Consider the following 18781-nt stretch of genomic DNA (forward strand, 5'->3'; position numbering starts at 1 on the left):
GGCTCGGGGGGCATGCTCCTGCTTGCCGAGCGAAAGGACTCTGGATCTGCTAGGAACTATAGACCACAAACCGTACCTGCCAGTACGCGTGAGCTGGATGTTGAGGAGGAGGGAGGCGCTCGGCGCCAGGGACCGGCGCCAGCCGGGTGTAAGGGAGGGCTGCCGAGGCCGGCCGACGCTTCAACCCAGCTTCATACCGCTTGCTTGACCTTTCGATGCACCCACTGAGCCTCGTCCTGCAGCTCAAGGACTTGCCAGTGAAAGTGTTCCAGCGAGGTGCTGTGTCCGACGCTGATCAGGATCGTCTGCGGTAGCGTCTGTTTGAGCAATTGATAGCAGCGCGCTTCGTTGGCCGCGTCCAGGGCGGAGCTGCTCTCGTCGAGAAATAGCACCGTGGGGCGGGCCAGCAGGGCGCGGACGAATGCACAGCGTTGCTGTTCGCCGACGCTGAGGGTCTGCGTCCAGTCTCGCTCCTGATCCAACTGATCGCCCAGGTGTTGCAGGCCGACGTGCTCCATGGCCTGGCGCAACGCGGCATCTTCTTCGTGACGGGGCGGGTTGGGGTACCAGAGCGCCTCACGCAGGCTGCCCAACGGCAGGTAAGGTTTTTGCGAAAGGGTCAGTGCGCGGTCACGGTCATAAGCGCTTGAGCCAGAGGCATGATGCCAAAGCCCGGTAATCGTACGAATCAGCGTCGATTTGCCATAGCCCGACGGCGCACTGATCATCAGGCTGTCACCGGGCTTGAGTGAAAGGTTGAAGCCTTTGAACAATTGTCGGCCGTTTGGCAGCCAGATATCCAGGTCCTTGATATCGAGACCGCTGGCTTGCTGTTCGAGCCTGACCCGGGACTTGACCTCGACGTTATCCAGGCGCTCCTGGAAACCGACCAGTCGGTCGATCACCGACTTCCATTCCGACAGCTCCGGAAACACGCTCACCAGGTAGGCGATGGCCGCGTGCACTTCGCCGAAGGCCGCGCTGATCTGCGTCAGGCGACCGAGGGGGAACGCGCCGGCGAAGAACTGCGGCGCCATGATGAACATGGGAATGACCGTCGCGCTGCGCAAGTAGAAGGTCGAGTAGCCCATGATCAGTTTCTGTTTCTTGACCAGCGCCCAGAAGTTTTGCAGCGCTGCCTCCAGGCGTTGGTTGAAGCGTTCGTTCTCCACGACTTCGCCGCGGTATTGGGCTACCGAGTCGGCGTTTTCTCGCAGACGGATGAGTGAAAACCGAAAGTCCGCTTCACGTCGCTGTTGCATGAAATTGAGGCTTGGCAGCGCGCGCCCCAGCCAGAAGGCGAGGCCGGTGCCCAGGAGCGCATAGATCAGGGCGATCCACACCAGCAGCCCCGGGATGACGATCGACTGGTCGTTGAACGGCACGCTGACCAGATTGGAGGCTTGCCAGAGGATATGCAGGAAGGAAAACAGCGACACCACCGACGTCAACAGCCCCAGGCTCAACTTGAGCGACTTGACGATAAACAGGTCGATGTCCTCGGCGATCCGCTGATCGGGGTTGTCGACCTCGGTCTCGCTCAGCTTCAACTTCTGGTAGCGCTGGCTGCCCAGCCATTGGTCGAGCATGTTCCGGGTAGCCCAGCGACGCCAGCGTATGGTCAGCTTCTGCTGGAAATGAAACGCGCCCACGGTAAAGGCCGCCGTGCCAATCTGCAGCAGAATGAACTGCAGGCTGCCGATGAGAAAGCCGTGGTAGTCCAGGGCCTGCAAGGCGTTATAGAAATGCAGGTTCCAGAAGTTGGTCAGGATGTTGACGCCGACCAGACACAGGGTCATCAGCACGGTGGCCACCAGCAGCAACAGGGCCGGGTACTTTTCCTCGGAGGCCCAGAAAGGCCGCGCGAGACGCCAGAAATTGCGAAGTGTGTGCATGTGTTCTTGCTGAGCCCGGTCGCTAACGACGTTGAGTTTGCAGGGGAGGGAGGATAGGATCAGCCAATGCTAATCGTTTGCATTAATTAGGGAAAGCCACGGGAGACCCGTTATCGAATTTCCAGAATGGCTCAATCAGGCCTGGCCGCCGATAAAACGAGTCATCCAGCAGGAACCGGGCGATCGGCCTTCCATCGCATTGAGCCAACTTCTCGACCCTGCCGTGCTGCAACCCTGGTTGACCCGGTTCGCCCTGCGTTATCCGGGCGTGAACCGCGCAGCCGTGGTTTCGCAGTGGTCGATGAACTACATGAGCATCGTCCTGCCGGCCACCCTGGCCTGCGTGCTGACCCGCCATTGCGCGATCGATTTCTGGGGCGAGGAAACGGTGTTACTGCACGACGACGGTCAACCTTCGGCACTGGGGTTCGCCACTCGGCTAACGGCCTTGGACCCGGAGGCCCGTGCAGACTACTGGTCGCGGTTGATCCACGAGCATCTGGCACCGCTGTTCACCACCCTGGCCGCAGCCGGCGGCCTGGCTCCGAAAGTCTTGTGGGGTAACTTCGTCGCTATCTGGGACGGCGCCTTCGCCAGAATGGACCCCGACCTGTCCAGGGACGGGTTCGCCGAGGCGCACCAATGGTTGGAACAAGTCACGGTAAGCAACGGACGCCTGAAGCTGCGGGGGCTGCAACGCATGGTGGAATCACCTGCGCCGCAGATTTGCCCTTGTTTGCCCTTGCGCCGGCATTGCTGCCTGCATTACCAACTGCATGAGATCGTCGAAGGCCAGCCATTGGTGCTCTGCGAGTCCTGCCCCAAGCTGCACCGCCTGCCGGTGGCAGAGCAGGTGAGTTATCTGCATTACATCTATGAGGAAAACTGAGCGCAGGGAATGCCTGCTCTCAAAAAGCGTCGGTCAGGGCATCCTGCGGTCAGGGCCTGCATGAGCCATCGTGGCGAGGGAGCTTGCTCCCGCTCGGCTGCGCAGCAGTCGTGACCCCGGCAACTTGTTTTCCTGGAGCACCATGCTGACTGGCCTTGGGGCTGCTGCGCAGCCCAGCGGGAGCAAGCTCCCTCGCCACAGGTCCAATGGTTGCTTCAAGACAGCATTTGCGCCAGGGGCGGCGTGTCGGCTGCGGGTACAGCTTCGCTGACCTTGCCATGCTCAATGCGGATCAGCCGGTCGGCCAGGCCGAAGTAGGCATCGTCATGGGAAATGACGATCAGCAATTTGCCGCGCTCGCGCAGGTCCGGCAGGATCCGGGTGTAGAAAAAGTGCTTGAACACCGGGTCCTGGTCGGCCGCCCACTCATCGAACAGGTAGCAGGGGCGGTCATCCAGGTAGGCACTGAGCAGCGCCAGGCGCTTGCGTTGGCCGGTGGACAGCGCCAGGGTCGTCAGCTTGCCTTCCTCGATTTGCACCTTATGGTCCAGTTGCAGGTGGACCAGGTAGTCCTGGGCCTGTTTCACCAGGTGCGGATCGTCGCCATCGAACAGGTTCTCGAACAGGCAGAAGTCGGTGAAGATTGCCGAGAAGTGCTGTCGATAGTGGTGGTTGTCGTTGCTCGAGGACACTTGCTCGTCGAGCATGATGTCGCCGCTTTCCGGTCGGTAAAGCCCGGTCAGCAACAAGGCCAGGGTGGTCTTGCCGCTGCCGTTGCCGCCGGTAATGAACACCACCTCGCCGGCATTGAGGGTCAGGTCGATGGGCCCCAGGGTGAAGTGGCCGTCCTCGCGTTCGCGGTAGTAGGTGTGCGTGACATGCCGGCACACCAGGCTACGAACCTGGGTCGGCGAGATCGTGTCGACGGTTTCGTCGGCCGCTTCCATCTCGCCTTCCAGGGCGCGGATCTTGTTCAGAGCAACGCTGGCCCGGCCCAGGGTCGGCAAGGCGTGCATCAGCTCCGACAGCGGCGTGATCATGTAGAGGATCGCCAGGATATAACCGGTGACCAGGCTCACACCCAGCTCAATGAAATGCGGCGCGGCGAACAGCACCACGCCGATCAGCATGTAGAACACCGCATTGCCCCAGTTCAGCACCACGGCGTAGATGCTCATGCCACGCACAAAGTCCCGACGGTATTGCTGGCTCACCGGAATCAGCAGACGGGTGAAGAAATGTTGCCGACGCGGATGGTTGAGTTGCAGTTCCTTGCTGCCATCGGTGAGCAGGCGGTACTGATCGAACAACTGATCCTTGAGCTCCCGGGCCCGGGAGATCGAGGTCAGTGCCCGGCGTTGCGGCCAGTGGAAACTGAGGCTGCCCAGGATGATTAGCAGCAGCGTCAGGCCGAGCAGCGGCAGGCTGAGCCAGCCCAGGTAACCCAGGCACGCGGCGATGATCCCGACGTTGACCAACAGGATCGGCACCAACTCCACCGCCTGGCTGATGGTTTGCGTATCGTCGGTCAGCATGGCCAGCAAGCGATGCTTGCCCAATCGCTGCAACTGCGCGTAGGGCGTATCGATCAGCTTGGCGCTCAGGTGCAGGCGCATGTCGTTGACCGCCGCTTGGCCCAGGCGTAGCAGGCTGATGTCGGAGATCACCCGTGATACCGCCACCAACACCACCAGCCCCGCGAAAAACAACCCGTCCACCGGGCGCAACTTATCGAACACCTCCAGGCTGTGGTTGATGTTGGCGATCAGGCCGGCCGCCGCGAGGCCACAGGTCAGACCCGTCAGGGTCGCCACCAGCAGTGCGCGCCATGAGCGTTTAGCCATGAGTAACAACAGATCCATTTCAAACCGCTCCGCTTGTAGCCAGGGTCTCGAGACACGCCGCCAATTGTTGGTGCAAGGCGGGTTGTTCGAGGAGGGTGAGGTGCTGCGCCGGGATGACCTCGCGGGTCAACGGCCCACTGCTCAGGCGTTCCCAGTGCGGGTCAGCGAATTCAGCCTGCTCCAGAGTGTCGTCGGCCCACCAGACATGCACCGGACAGCTTAGCTGCGCAGGCTTGAAGGTGGCCAGCAGATGCTGCGTATGCTGCTGGTAGCGCAGCCGCGTTTGCAAATGTTCCCAACTGTCGCCATCGAGTTGCAGGCCTTGCAGGCGCGCCCACTGCGCCAGTTCCGCCAGGCGTGCTGCCGGGGGCAGGGCACCCAGTTGCTCCAGCAATGCCGCCATGGTCGCCTGCGGCAACTGGCGCAACACGGCCTGGCTGTCCGGCGTCAGCGCTTGGGAGGCCGACTCCAGCAGTGCCTCGACACTGTCTTGCGGCGCGTGATGCTGATATTGCGAGTCGATGATGCCGAGGAAAGCCACCTTTTCACCTTGGTTTTCCAGGCGCGCGGCAGCGGCAATCGCGAGCAGGCCACCCAGGGAGAAACCCAGCAGGTGATAAGGGCCGTGAGGTTGCTGTTGACGCAGATGTTCGACGTAGACCGCCGCAAGGCTCTCGATATCACCGCCCAGCGTTGTGCTGTCGTCGCTCAGGTACGCGGCCTGTAATCCCCACACATGCCAGGCCGGCAGCGGCACCAGCAGCGTGCGGTAGTCCTGCACGTGGCCCGTGGAGGGGTGGAAGCAGAACAGGTTGGCGGCTTCGACCGCGCTGGCGTTTGGCGCTGACAGCCGGACCAGCGGCGAGAGCTTGAGCTCGGCCTGTACCAGCGCCGCGAACGCCGAGACACTGGGGGCGTTGAACACGGCATTGACGGTCACCGGCGCCGACAACGCGGTCTGCAAGCGACTGGCAAGCGTCACCGCCGCCAGGGAGTGGCCGCCCAATTCGAAGAAATCATCGTCGATGCCCACCCGCTCCAGGCCCAGCACTTGCGCCCAGACCTCAGCCAGCAGGGCCTCCAGTGGCGTGCGTGGCAAGGCGCTGCCGACGGTGTCGAGTACTTTGTCGGCCCATTGCTGCAAGGTCTTGCGGTCGAGCTTGCCGTTGCCCATCAGCGGCAAGGCTTCGACGATTCGCAGGGTCGGCAGCATGTAGTCCGGCAAGCAGTCCTGAGCCTGGCCTTGTAGCCGGGCAACCGTGGTCGAATGCCCGGGCGCCAGGGTCATGAAGGCGAACAGTTGCTGGCCGAGCTCGCCCCGGGGGATGCATTCCACCGCAGCCTGGGCCACACCGGGAAGACCGGTCAATTGTGCCTGGATCTCGTCGAGTTCCACGCGGAAGCCACGGATTTTCACCTGGCGGTCCGCGCGCCCGGTGATTTCCAGGCTGCCGTCATGGAGGTAGCGGGCCAGGTCGCCGGTGCGATAGAGACGTTCGCCAGGCCGTTGCATCGACTCGATGAAACGACCGGCGTTTTGTGGCGCGTCCAGATAACCCCGGGCCAATTGCGGACCGGCGATGTAGAGTTCAGCGCTTTGTCCGGGGGCGACCGGTGCTTGCTGGTCGTCGAGCAGGTACAGGCGCATGCCGTCGAGACGGTCGCTGAGGGGCAAACGGCGATAATCCCGGGTCGGATCGGCTTTGTGCATCACCACCCCGACCGTGGTTTCGGTTGGGCCGTAATGGTTGAAGACAACCAGCGTCGGCGCGAGGCTGCGAATGCTCTGCAGCAGGCGCCGCGAGCAGCTTTCGCCACCGAGGATCAACTGTTTACGAGGGAGCACGGCAGCGCTTTGAGCGTGAATCAACCAGGCGTCGAGCAGTGACGGCACGATCTTCAAGTGATCAATCGGGTATTCAGCCTGCCAGGTTGCCCAGGCTTGGGCGTCCATGGCGGTTTCCTTGTCCAGCAAGTGCAGCTCGCCGCCGCTGAGCAGCGCCGGGAACAGCAACGTGTAGCCCAGGTCGGCCGCCAGGGAGGTGACCACCGCGCTGCGCTCACCAGGGGCCAGTTGCAGGCGCCGGGACACGCTGGCGACGTAACTGGCAAGCTGCCCATGCTCGACGATGACGCCTTTGGGCGTGCCGGTGCTGCCGGAAGTGAACAGCACGTAGGCCGCGTCCTGCGGTTGGATCTCGATGTTCGGCGCGGTCGAGAGTGCTTGTTGCCAAGCCGCCTCATCGCCCAGGTCGAGGCTGCCGATGGAGGGCAATGCCGGTGCGCTGCCGGCCGCGCCGCTGAGGACGAAAGTCGGCCGCGCCTGTTGCAGGATCGCCAGGGAACGTTGCGCGGGCTGGTGCACGTCCAGGGGAACGAACGCCGCGCCGCTCTTGAGCACAGCGAGCATGGCCAGGACCATTTGCGCCGAGCGATCCAGGTACAGCGCCACGCGGTCTTCGCGACCGACACCCTGGGCACGCAGGTAATGCGCCAGTTGGTTGCTGCGGGCCTGCAATTGGGCGTAGCTCAGGTGCCCGTTGGGGTCGCGCAGGGCCAAGTGGCCGGGGAATTGCGCGGCACACGTGTCAAAGCGCGCCGGCACGCTGGCAAATGGCAGCGCCGTGGCGTCGAGCGGACCGTGTAGCGCCGCCAGCGTTGCCGTGAAGCTTGGTGCCTGCAACGACAGCTCGGCCAGAGTCTTGCCTGGGTTGGCGAGGGCATCGAGCAGCAGCGACTGGAACTGTTCAAGCAGCGTTTGGGCGGCTTGTTCGCTGTAGCGGCTCGGTAGGTGCCAGAGGTTCAGGCGATAGCCATGCCCTGACGTTTCATGGCTGATCGTCTCGGCCACCATCAGCAATTCCATGCCCGCCGGGATGGCTTGGACATCGAGCACCTTGAGTGTCGACGCACGGTTGCCCAAGGTGTCGAGCCGATCAGCCAGGTCCGCGCCCCACTGGAAGCCGTAATGCAGGGTTTCAGCTGGCTGTGCAGCGCTGACACCGCAGTACTCCTGCCATTCGGTGGCCTGTTCGCAGAGTGTCTGCAGGTTCGCCAGCGCCTGGGTAAAATGACTGTCCGCTGCCGGTTGCCAGCGCAAGGGCAGGGGCTTGGCGAACAAGCCCCAGCAGTCTTCGAGTTCTTCGTAGTCGTCGCGACAATCGTGTACCCAGTTCAAGGTCAGTGGCGGGCTGTCGGCGGTACTCAGGCGCTGCAACAGCACGCCCCAGGCGCTCATCAGTACCTGTTCGGGCGATGCACCGTGGCGCTGGCAAAAGCTGTCCAGGGCCGCGGTCAATTGCGGGCTGGCGATCACGCGGGTGGTCAGCGGGGCGTCGGGGCGGTCGGTGCGCACCTGGCGGTAGAGCAACTCGCTGCCGGCTGGTTCCTCCAGGGCTTGGCTGGCCCAGAAGCGCCGGCCGTGGACGGCGTCTTCATCGGTCTGCAATTCATAGAGCCAGGCGCTGTATTGGGTGTAGGTCATGGCCTCGTCATCGACCGTCGGCGTATCCGCTGCCGCCAGCGCCCGCGCCAGGCGCAGCAAGGTCCCGCGATCCGCGCTCAGCGCCGGCAGTTGCAGCGTCACCCGGTGCCGATTGTCAGCAACCGATTGCACCTCGACACTGATGGCGTCTGCTGCGGTAGCGGCGGACTCAACCACCTGCAACGGCATCAGCAGCCCCGGCTCAGGCCGTACGCTCAGGCGCAGGGCCTCGTGGCAGGCGCCCAGCGCGGCGAGCCGCTGGTGCAGGCGCTCCAGCGCCAACGCGCCGGTTATCTCCAGTTCCAGGCGTGCCGGCGGCAACCCCGCCAGCCACTGGCTGCGCTGTTGTGGCGAGAGGGCGAAGGCTTCTTCACGCTGTTCGTAGGCGCTCATGCCTGCACCTCCGAAGCCGGCAGCGGCTGGGCTTCGGGCAGATGCCCGGTCAGTTCTTCGCGACGCATCATCCGGCCCATGGCGACACAGATCTTGCGCTCGCCTTCAAAAGGGTCCCGGGCATGGGCCACCAACATATTGTCCAGCATCACCATGTCACCTTTTTGCCAGGTAAAACGTACCGCGCAGTCTTCATACGCTTCGCCGATCACTTGCATCACCGCGTCTTCGATCACGCTGCCATCGCCGTAGTAGACGTTGCGCGGCAGGTGTCCGGGGCCGAACAGGCTGATCAGATTGCTGCGCACTTCAGGCTCCAGGCAGGCAGTGTGGTGCAGTTGCACCTGATTGAAGAACGACAGTTCCCCGGTCTCGGGATGTTCGACGATGGCCGGGCAGTGCTGGGCGATACGCAGGTTATCGGCACCCAGCCATTCCCAGCGCATGCCCGAAGCCAGGCACTGGCGTTCGACTTCCTCGCGCTGTTCGGTCTTGAAGAAATCCTGCCAGCGCACATCCAGCTTGTCGGTGAAGTGCCGCACGTACAGCAGGCCCTGGGCCTTGAGGCGGTCGACGATGTCCGCAGGCAACCGCGTCAGTACCTGCCGGCAATCAACGATGGGCGTGCAGCCGCCACGGGGCGCCGGAATCTCGCAATAGAACCACTGCTTACGTGGCCACTGCGGCAGATGGGAGCTCTCGTTGTGGAAGAGAATCATGTGCTGTTCCGGGTACGGCGTGGAGTGGTAGATGTTCTTGCCGGAAGTGTTTTTCGGCAGGTCGCCGTAAGTCCCGTAGAGGTCGGGTTCGATGGCCTGGGCGAATTGCTCGAAAGCAGCGGCGTCCGGCAGGTTGAAGCCGCGGAACAGCAAACCGCCATGAGTCCGCAATTGGGCGTTGATCCACGCCCGGGCTTGCAGGGCCCAGTGCACCGGGTCCAGGTCGCCGAGCAGCGGTTCGATCACCAGCGGCAAGGCTTGCCCGGCGCTGAGGCTGTGGGTACGCACTTGTTCGTGGGCCACCTGGCTCACGGCCGTGGCACGGGTCTGCTTGAGCTTGCTCAGTTTGGACTGCTTGCGCGCAGTGCGCGCCGTGGCGTCATCGAGCGCCGCCTCAGGCTGGGCGGATGCTGTGCTGCCGTTGCCTGCCTCAAGGCGCCATGACCAATTGTCCAGCGCCTGTCCCGGCGCCGAGACGATCTGCTCAAGCAGGCTTTCGAAGCCTTGCTCGAGGCGCTGGAGGGTCGGTTCCTGCAACACGCTGGTGCGATACACCCAACGCACGTTCAGGCCTTGCGCTTCGTCCTCTTCGACAAACACGGCGAGGTCGAACTTGCTGCTCTCCTGGCGGGGCACCAGGTGTTCCACCTCAAGGTCCGGCAGGCTGGCGTTGCCGCTGGGCGTGTTCTGCATGACGAACAACACCTGCACCAACGGGTTGACCCCTGGTGTACGCGGTGGCTGCAGTTCTTCGACCAGCTTGTCGAACGGCACTTGCTGGTGCTGGAAGGCCGACAGGCAATCCTCGCGCAAGCGCTGCAGGCGGGCATCAAAGGGTTCGCCCTCAGTCAGTCGTGCGCGGATTGGCAGCACGTTGACGAAGAAACCGATGAGGTGTTCCAGGGCCGGGTGCTCGCGGTTGGCCAGGTCGGTGCCGACGATAAAGTCGTTGGCCCCGGTGGCCCGCTGCAACAGGCTGTTGAAGGCATTGAGCAGGACCATGAACAGCGTCGCCCGATGCGCTTGGGCATACGCCTTGAGCACCTGGGTCTGGGCCGCTGTGAACCGTTGTTCAAGGGCTGCGCCCTGGTAGTCAGGTCGCGCCGGGCGCGGGCAGTCGAGCGGCAGCGGAATCAGCGTCGGCGCGCCGTCGAGCTGGCGGCGCCAGTAGTCGATCGCGCGTGCCAGCTGACGCTGTTGCGCTTCGCTGCGTTGCCAGTAGGCGTAGTCGGCGTACTGGATCGGCAACAATGGCAGGACCGGGGTCGAGCCGTTGCTGTAGGCCTGGTAGCCGGTGATCAGCTCCTGCACCAGGATGCCCATGGACCAGGCGTCGGTGGCGATGTGATGCAGCACCAGTTGCAGCACATGATCGTCGGTGCCCAGGCGCAGCAGGCCGGCGCGCAGCATCGGTGCCTGTTGCAAGTCGAACGGGCGCCCGGCCTGTTCGTCGATCAGGCGTTGCAGGGTTTGCGCCTGCTGCTCGGCATCGAGGTGACTCAGCTCGGTGGGCGTCAAGTCAACCAGCGGTGCCGGGCTGATGACCTGGCAGGGCTGATCGCCATGGAGCTGGAACGCGGTGCGCAAGGACTCATGGCGCTCAAGCACAGACTGCAACGCCGCTTGCAGCGCGGCGATGTCGAGAGCGCCCCGCAGCCTGACGGTGGTGGTCATGTTGTAGGCGGCGCTCGGGCCTTCGAAGCGGTCCAGGAACCACAAGCGTTGCTGGCTGTAGGACAGCGGCAACGGCTGGTTGCGCGGCGCCAGGGCCATTTCGTTGTCGCCGTCGGGCTCGGCCTGTGTGCCGAGTTGCTGGTCCACCGCGGCGGCCAATTGTTCCAGGGTGCCGCGTTCGAACAGAGTGCGCAGTGGCAGGTTCACGTTCAACCGGCGGCGAATCCGCGACAGCACTTGGGTGGCCAATAGCGAGTGACCGCCGATGGCAAAAAAGTCGTCCTGCACGCCTACGTTGTCCAGGCCGAGAATTTCTTGCCAGAGTTCGGCCAGGACTTTCTCGGTCGATGTGCGCGGCGCCACGCACTGCGTCTGCGTCGTCTCGTCCTGGGGCACGCCCAAGGCGGCGAGGGCACGGCGGTCGACCTTGCCATTGGCGTTCAACGGCAATTGCGCAAGGGCCAGCCAACGCGCCGGCACCATGTAGCTTGCCAGTTGTTTGCCCAGGTAAGCCGTCAAAATCTGTGGCGCAGGCTCGCCGCCGAGGTCGGCGGCGCTGTCGAGCACGTACCAGGCGACCAGTTGCAAGGCGCCACGGGCGTCGGGCAGCGCCAGGACTGCCGCGCTGTCCACCGCCGGGTGTTGCATCAGGCGGTTTTCGATCTCGCCCAGCTCGATGCGGTGACCACGGATCTTCACTTGCTGGTCGCGCCGGCCGAGGTATTCGATTACGCCATCTTCGCGCATCCGGCCGATGTCACCGCTGCGGTACAGGCGCGCATCCGCCTGGAACGGGTGCGGGACAAAGGCTTCGCGGGTGCGTTGTGGATCGTGCAGGTAACCGCGACCCACACCGACCCCGCCCATGCACAACTCACCGGGGACGCCGATGGGGACCATGCGCAGCGCTGAGTCGAGGACGAACACCTGGTTGTTGGCGGTCGGCTTGCCGATGGGCATGTGCAGGCAGTCGTCGGCCGGGGCCTCGGTGATAGGGTGGAAGGCGACGTCGTCCGAGCATTCCGCCGGACCATAGGCGTTCATCAGCGGGATCGCCGGGAAGCGCGCGAACCAGTCCCGCGCCAGGGCCGGGGGCAATGCCTCGCCGGTGGGCAGCAGCCAGCGCAGGCTCGCCAATGTGTGGTGGGCCTGGCTTTCCTGGAGCATGCCGCGAATCAGCGCCGGCACCGTTTCCAGTAGCGTCAGTCCGTGGTCCTGGACGGCATCGAGCAGGGCCACAGGGTCGTGGGCCTGGGCATCGGGAAGAATGTGTACGGTGGCGCCGAACAGCGGTGCGGCGAGGAACTGCCACACACTGATGTCGAACGCCGCCGAAGCCGTCTGGGCAATACGGTCGTGCTCTCCCAGGCCCAGGCTCGGGACCTTGCCGAACATGTTGTTGAGCATCCCGCGCTGTTCGACCATGACCCCTTTGGGGGTGCCGGTGGAGCCCGACGTGAAGATCACGTAGGCCAGTTGGTCCGGGTTGTGCCCGTAAGTGACCGGGGCTTGTGCGGCGCCTTGCCAGAGTGCCTGGGCAATCAGGCAGGTGGGTTGCTTGCGCATCTGTGGCAGGACGTTGTCCAGTGTCGACGTCGCATTCTCGCAAACCAACAGTAGCGGGGCTTCGCCGAGGTCCAGCAGTTCGGCCAGGCGCGTGACGGGTTGCTGGATGTCCAGGGACTGGAAAGCGGCGCCGACCTTGAGGGTGGCGATCATCATCGTCAGCAAGGCCAGGCCACGTTCGGCAAACAGCGCCACCAGGGTTTCCGGGCCGGCACCGGCCGCTTGCAGCGCGTGGGCGATGGCGTTGGCGCGGCGGTCCAGTTCGGCGTAGGTCAGCGATTGTCCCGAGCAGACGGCGGCGAGGTGTTGCGGGCGGCTGCGCACCTGATCGGCGAACAGCGACGCATAGCCGCGCTCCAGCGGGAAGTCGACGTCACTGCGGTTGCATTCGATCTGCAACTGCTGGCGCTCCGCTTCGGGCAGCATGGGCAGGCTGCCCAGCGGTGCCTGCGGTGCATCCAGCATGCCGCCCAGCAGTTGCACCAGATGGCCGAGCATGCGCTGCACGGTAGCGGTGCTGAACCGCTGGCTGTCGTAGGACAGGCGAATGCCCAGGCGGTCGCCGGGGTACAGCACCACCGTCATCGGGAAGTTGGTGTGCACCCGGTCTTCATAGATGTCGATGCTGAAGGCATCCAGTTGCACGCTGCTGATATCCAGCGGTGCGTTTTCGAACACCACCAGGCTGTCGAACAGCTGCTGGCCGCGTGGCACCTGGCTGCAACGCTGGATGTCCACCAACGAGGCGCTTTCGTGTTCGCGCAGTTGCGCGTTGTGGGACAGCAGCGCCTGCAACCAGTCGGCCACTCGCGCTTGCGGGTCGACATCGATCCGCAATGGCAAGCTGTTGATGAACAGCCCGACCATTTCTTCGACACCGGCCAAGTCGGTCGGGCGGCCGGCAACGGTCACGCCGAACAGCACATCGCGGTTGCCACTGTAGCGCGACAGCAACAGCGCCCAGGCGCCCTGGATCCAGGTGTTGGGCGTCAGTTGGTATTGCTGGCAGAGCTGCTGCAGACGCTGGGTCTGGGCGATGCTCAGGGTCTGGTCGAAGTCGCCGACCTGTTCCGGGGCTTGCTCCGGGCGGGTTACGGGACTGTCGACATGCAGCGGTGTCGGTTCGCTGAAACCGGCCATTTGCGCCTGCCAGAAGGCGTGGGCGGCGGCCATGTCATGGCGCTCCAGCCAACTCATGTAGCCGCGGAACGACCGCAAGCGCGGGCGGGCCACGGGTTCCTGGCGCACGATGGCTTGGTAGATCGCCAGCAGGTCTTCCATCAGCAGGCCGAAGCACCAGGCATCGGTCAGGATATGGTGGAAGCTGCGCACCACGGCGAAGCGGCGCTCATCGAGCTGGAACACCCGCAAGTGGGTCAGCGGCGCGCAGGCCATGTCGAAACCTTCCAAGCGCTGCGCTTCGAGGGCCTGGTCCATCGCCAGGCGCTGCTGCTCCTCATCGAGATGACGCAGGTCCTGCCAGTCGAACGCCCGATGGGTCTGGCGGTACACGCATTGCAGCGGCTCATGGTCGTCCTGCCACCAGAACGCGGTGCGCATCATCGGATGCCGCTGGAGGAACAACTGCCAGGCAGCTTCCATCGCCGGGCGTTGCAGTACACCGTCCCAGCTGTAGCGTTGTTGCATCAGATAGATGCCGCTGTGGGGTTGCAGCAGGGTGTGCAGCAGCATGCCCTGTTGCATGGACGACAGCGGGTAGAGGTCTTCGATGTTCAACCAGTCCAAGGGCTCGGCCGCCAGGGTCGGCGCCTGCTTGTGGCACAGCGGGAAGGCCTGGCTGGCGGGACGCAGGTTAGGCGTGGCGAGCAGCCCGGCGAGTTCGCCCAAGCGTTGTGCAAGCCGTGGCGACCAACTGGCGGCGAGGGCGCCTTGGCTGCGCACATGCAGGCAATCGTCCTGCCACCAGATGTCCAGCGTCAGTGGGCAGGTGGTCGCCGTCGATGGGGTCGCGGCTTCGACCTGGGCCAGGAGGCCGCGCTCTTCGCGATGGCTGTCGAGGTTGCCCAGCCAGCGAATGGCGACCGATGCCGGCGGCAGGTCGCGCAGGGGTTCCTGCAGATAGGTGTTGTCCGACAGGTAACGCAGGGCGCCATAGTCGGCACCGTGTTGTGGGTAGGCGCGCATTTGCGCCGCCAGTGCCTGCAAGCGTTGCAGCAGGCTGTCGCCTTCGGCCTGGAGGAAGTACGGCACCGCCAATTCCAATGGCCCCACGACGCGTGCCGGATCGAGGTCGGCCACGGCAATCGGCGCATCGACGGGCAAGCGTTCGGCGGGCGGACGAGCAGCCTGCACGCTCAGTGCGACCAGGCCTTCGCCGCACAGTTCTCGGCACTGTTCGACCACGGCACTGGCCAACAGGCTGTTCCAGTCCAGTTGCAGCACCTCGCCCAAACGCTTGAGCTCGCTCGACGTGCTGGCTGGCAGTGTCTGCTCGACCACGCTGGACGCTTGCTGGCTGCCAGGCAATTGCAGCGGTTCCAGGCCGGCGTATTGCAGCCAGTGTTCCCAGGCGTCGTCCAGCGCATCGCCTTGCGCATGGGCTTGTTGATGACGGGTCCATTGGGTGAAGTCGCCACCGGCGTAGGACAGGCGCACCGGTCGTTGATAGCGCAGTTGCCCCAGCGCCAGGTTGAGGTCGGTGAGCAGCAGCGCCCAGGAGGCCTCGTCCAGGCACAACGGATGGGCTGCCAGCAACAGCGAGGGATGGCCGTCTACGTCCAGCAAGCTGGCGTGCAGGGTTTGGCCGGCGTGCAATTCAAGGGCGTCGACACCGGCCTGGGCCAGGGCCTGCAGCCGTGCCGGGTCGCAGGTTTCCAGTTGCTCGGTGGTGATGACCGGGGCCTTGGCCGCGACCATGACCCGTTGCTGCCATTCACCCTCCGGCAGCACTTTGAGCGCAAGGCGCAACGCTTGATGGTGGTGCTGCAAGGCGCTGATGGCCTGGCCCAGCAGCTCGCCATCGATCGCCTGGGTCAGCGCCACGCAACGCCAGGTGGCGTCCAACGGTCCTTGTTGCAGGCGTGCCAGTTGACCAGCGCCCAATGGCAGGTCGTAGCCATCGGCAATGCTTTCGGCCACCCCATGGCTGGCGTCGGCGCCCAGCACCCGGGCGATATCGGCGATGGTGCGGTTCTCGAACAACTGGCGGGGCGTGAGTTTCAGCCCTTGCTGGTTGGCGCGGGCGATGATCTGCAAGTTGATGATCGAGTCGCCCCCAAGGGCGAAGAAATTGTCGTGTACACCGACACGTTCAAGCTTCAGGACGTCCTGCCAAATGTCCGCCAGCAGCGTTTCGACTTCATTGCGCGGGGCAACGTGGGTGGCGCTGTCGTCGGTGGGTTTGTGCGGAAGCGGCAAGCGCTGGACGTCGATTTTGCCGTTGCGAGTGAGGGGCAATTCGTCGAGGGTGATGAAATGCGTCGGCACCATGTAGTCCGGCACGCGCGCTCCGAGGTCGTTACGCAGTTTGGCCGCGGACAGCGACTGGCTGGCGACGAGATAAGCCACCAGTCGCAGGCTGCCCTCCAGCTCCACGGCACGTACCAGGGCCTGTTCAATCAGCGGCGACAGGCGCTTGATCTGCGCCTCGACTTCGCCCAGTTCCAGGCGGTTGCCACGGATTTTGACCTGGCTGTCGACCCGTCCCAGAAATGCCAGTTGGCCGTCCACCTGCCAGCGCACGCGGTCGCCGGTGCGATACCAGCGTTGCTGCTGCTCATCGAGATGGAAGCGTTCGGCGGTAAGGTCTGGCCGGTGCAGGTAACCCCGCGCCAGGGCACCGTTGATCAGTAGCTCACCGGACACCCCGGTCGGCACCAGGCGACCGTTGGCGTCCACTACCCGCAGCTGACGGTTAGGCAGCGGCCGGCCGAGGGCAATGCTGCGCAGGCCCGCGGGCAATTCGGTGGCAATCGCCCCCACCGTCGCTTCGCTCGGCCCGTAGTGGTTGAACACCTTGAGCCCCGGCGCCAGGCGGTTCACCTGCTCCAGCAGTGCAGGGCTGAGGGCGTCGCCGCCGAACACCAGCAGGGCACGCGGCAACAGGCGCGCATCGGGCAGCGCCTGCAACAGGCCGGCGAGATGGCTTGGGGTGATCTTCAGCACATCCACTGGGTATTGCTCGAACAGTTCGGCCAGTGCCAGCGGGCTGAAACCGCTGTCTTCATCCACCAGCAACACGCTGGCGCCGCTGCACAGGGCGCCGAACAACTGGGTGTGGCCCAGGTCGGCGGCAATGCTGGACAGCAAGCCATAGCGGGCTGCCAACGGCGGATTGAGTACCGCTTGCACCGCGGTCAGGTAGTCAACGATGGACTGGTGTTCGACCACCACACCCTTGGGCGTGCCGGTGGAGCCCGAGGTGTAGATCACATAAGCGGCGTCAGTCGGGCTGTGGTCCACCGCGGGTGGCGTGTCTGGCTGGCTTGCGATGGCGTGTGCCTGCTCCGTCAGCCACAGGGCCGGCGTTTGCTCGGCCAGGCCCTTGAGCAGGGGCGAGGGGGCGGCGCCGATCAGCAGCGCGGCGCGACTGTCCACCAGGACGTCGGCCAGACGTCCTGCGGGTTGCTTGATGTCCAGCGGCAGATAGGCTGCGCCGGCCTTGAGGGTGGCCAGCAGGGCAATCACGAAATCGGCACTGCGTTCCAGGGCAAGCGCCACCACACTGTCGTGGCCGATGCCCTGGGCGCGCAAGTACTGGCTGAGGCGGTTGGCCTGCTGGTCCAGCTCACGATAAGTCAGTGCGACCTGGCGATCGCGGACTGCCAGTTGTTCGGGATGGGCGGCAACCTGCTGTTCGAAACGCTGGTGCAGGCACGCGTCAGGCACTGGCAATTGCACGCCACGCCCTTGTACCCGCAGTTGCTGGCGTTCTTCCGGGCTCAGCCACTCGAGTTCGCTGACCCGGCACTGCGGCTGCGCGGTCATGGCCAACAGAATGCTGCGCAATTGCGCTGACAACAGCGCCACCTCGGCATCGCTGAAGCGGCTGCGGTCGTAGCTGATCAGGTAGTGCAATTGTTTGTCCGGCACCACGATCAGTGACAGCGGGAAGTGGTTGCGACCTTGGGTGAGGGTGAGTCCGTCGACCTGCTGGTCATTGGCCGGGGCGCTGAAGCTCAGGCCGCCGGTGTCCTGGTTGAGGGCATCGGTCACCGGGAAGTTCTCGAACACCAGGATCGAGTCGAACAGTGCCTGTTCAGCGGCAATGCGTGTCATCGACTTGAGCTTGCCCAGGGGCAGGTAGGCGTGGTGGCGCAAGTCGCTGTTGGCTTGCTGCAACTGCTGCAGCCAGTCCACCAGCGTCGGCCCCTCGGACCATTGCACGCGCAGCGGCAGGGTATTGATGAACAGCCCGACGGTGCTGTCCACCGCCGCCAGGTTCTCGGGGCGGCCGGCGACGGTGACGCCGTAGACCACGTCGTCGCGCCCGGCGTGCTGACCCAGCAGCAAGGCCCATGCGCCCTGGATCAGCGTGTTGATGGTCAGGTCATGCTGGCGGGCGAAGTGCGACAGCTGATCGGTTTCGGTGGCATCCAGAAGGCTTTCGCGCTCGGCGAAGGGGGCACCCGAAGGCGCGGCCTGGCGTACGGCGAAATCAGGCAGCGGGGTCGGCTCGCTCACGTCCTGCAACTGATCGCGCCAGAATCCTTCGGTGGCGGCCATGTCCTGGTCCGCCAGCCAGGCGATGTAGTCGCGGTAGGCGCGGGTGGGCGGCAGATTGGCGGGGCGCCCGTGAGCCTGCTCGTAGTAGAGCGCCAACCACTCCTGGACCGCGATGCCCACGCTCCAGCCGTCCATGAGAATGTGATGGAAAGTCCAGATCAGGTGCCAGCGCTCGGGTGCCAGGCGCACCAGGCACACGCGCATCAAGGGCGATTCATTCAGCTCCAGGGGCTGGGCCCGCTGCTCCAGCGCCAATTGCTCCAGGGCGGCCTGCGACTCGGCGCGGTCCTGCCAGTCCAGTTCGGTCAGGGGCAGCGCCACGTCTTGCTGCACCACCTGATAGGCATCGTCCAGCTCCTCCCAGAGAAAGGCGCTGCGCAGCACGGCGTGGCGCTGCATCAGCGCCTGCCAGGCGCCGCGAAACGCGGTCAAGTGCAGCGGGCCGTTCATTTCCAGGCTCAGTTGCTGGTAATAAACCCGCGAATCCGGTTCGTAGACACTGTGGAACAACAGCCCATGCTGGGTCGGCGAAAGGGAGTAGATGTCTTCGATGTTGTTCATGCTTGCTTGATCCATTTCAAAGGCTTGAAAACCAGAGGAAGCGTCAGTCAAGGCGCCGCAGTGGTCGGTGA

At 64.4% G+C, this 18781-nt stretch carries 5 protein-coding genes; 1 reads left to right on the top strand and 4 read right to left on the bottom strand.

The genetic code is table 11. From position 1 onward, the window contains the following. Positions 1-191 precede the first annotated feature (191 nt). Positions 192-1895, bottom strand: coding sequence for an ABC transporter ATP-binding protein/permease (locus QNH97_RS11545; RefSeq protein ID WP_283556925.1), 1704 nt, complete (start codon positions 1893-1895; stop codon positions 192-194). Positions 1896-2094: 199 nt separating this feature from the next. Here QNH97_RS11545 and fhuF point away from each other — a divergent pair, with 199 nt between their 5' ends. Further along, on the top strand, positions 2095-2784 hold the full coding sequence (gene fhuF / locus QNH97_RS11550) for a siderophore-iron reductase FhuF (protein ID WP_283556926.1): 690 nt from the start codon (positions 2095-2097) through the stop codon (positions 2782-2784). Positions 2785-2999: 215 nt separating this feature from the next. Here the strand turns inward: fhuF and QNH97_RS11555 are convergent, their stop codons facing one another. Genes QNH97_RS11555 through QNH97_RS11565 form a run of 3 tightly spaced genes read right to left on the bottom strand, consistent with a single transcriptional unit; the run spans position 3000 to position 18710 of the window. Continuing rightward, entirely contained in the window at positions 3000-4646 is a 1647-nt protein-coding gene (locus tag QNH97_RS11555; RefSeq protein WP_283556927.1) for a cyclic peptide export ABC transporter, read from the bottom strand. A 1-nt stretch (position 4647) separates the two neighbouring features. Continuing rightward, the gene (locus QNH97_RS11560) at positions 4648-8505 is read right to left on the bottom strand and encodes a non-ribosomal peptide synthetase (protein ID WP_283556928.1); all 3858 of its coding nucleotides are present in this window, start codon (positions 8503-8505) and stop codon (positions 4648-4650) included. Then, the gene (locus QNH97_RS11565; protein WP_283556929.1) at positions 8502-18710 is read right to left on the bottom strand and encodes a non-ribosomal peptide synthetase; all 10209 of its coding nucleotides are present in this window, start codon (positions 18708-18710) and stop codon (positions 8502-8504) included. The genes QNH97_RS11560 and QNH97_RS11565 overlap by 4 nt, the downstream gene beginning before the upstream one ends. Between the last annotated feature and the right edge of the window lie 71 nt (positions 18711-18781).

The sequence above is a fragment of the Pseudomonas sp. G2-4 genome, from assembly GCF_030064125.1.
In the GTDB taxonomy this organism is placed as follows: domain Bacteria; phylum Pseudomonadota; class Gammaproteobacteria; order Pseudomonadales; family Pseudomonadaceae; genus Aquipseudomonas.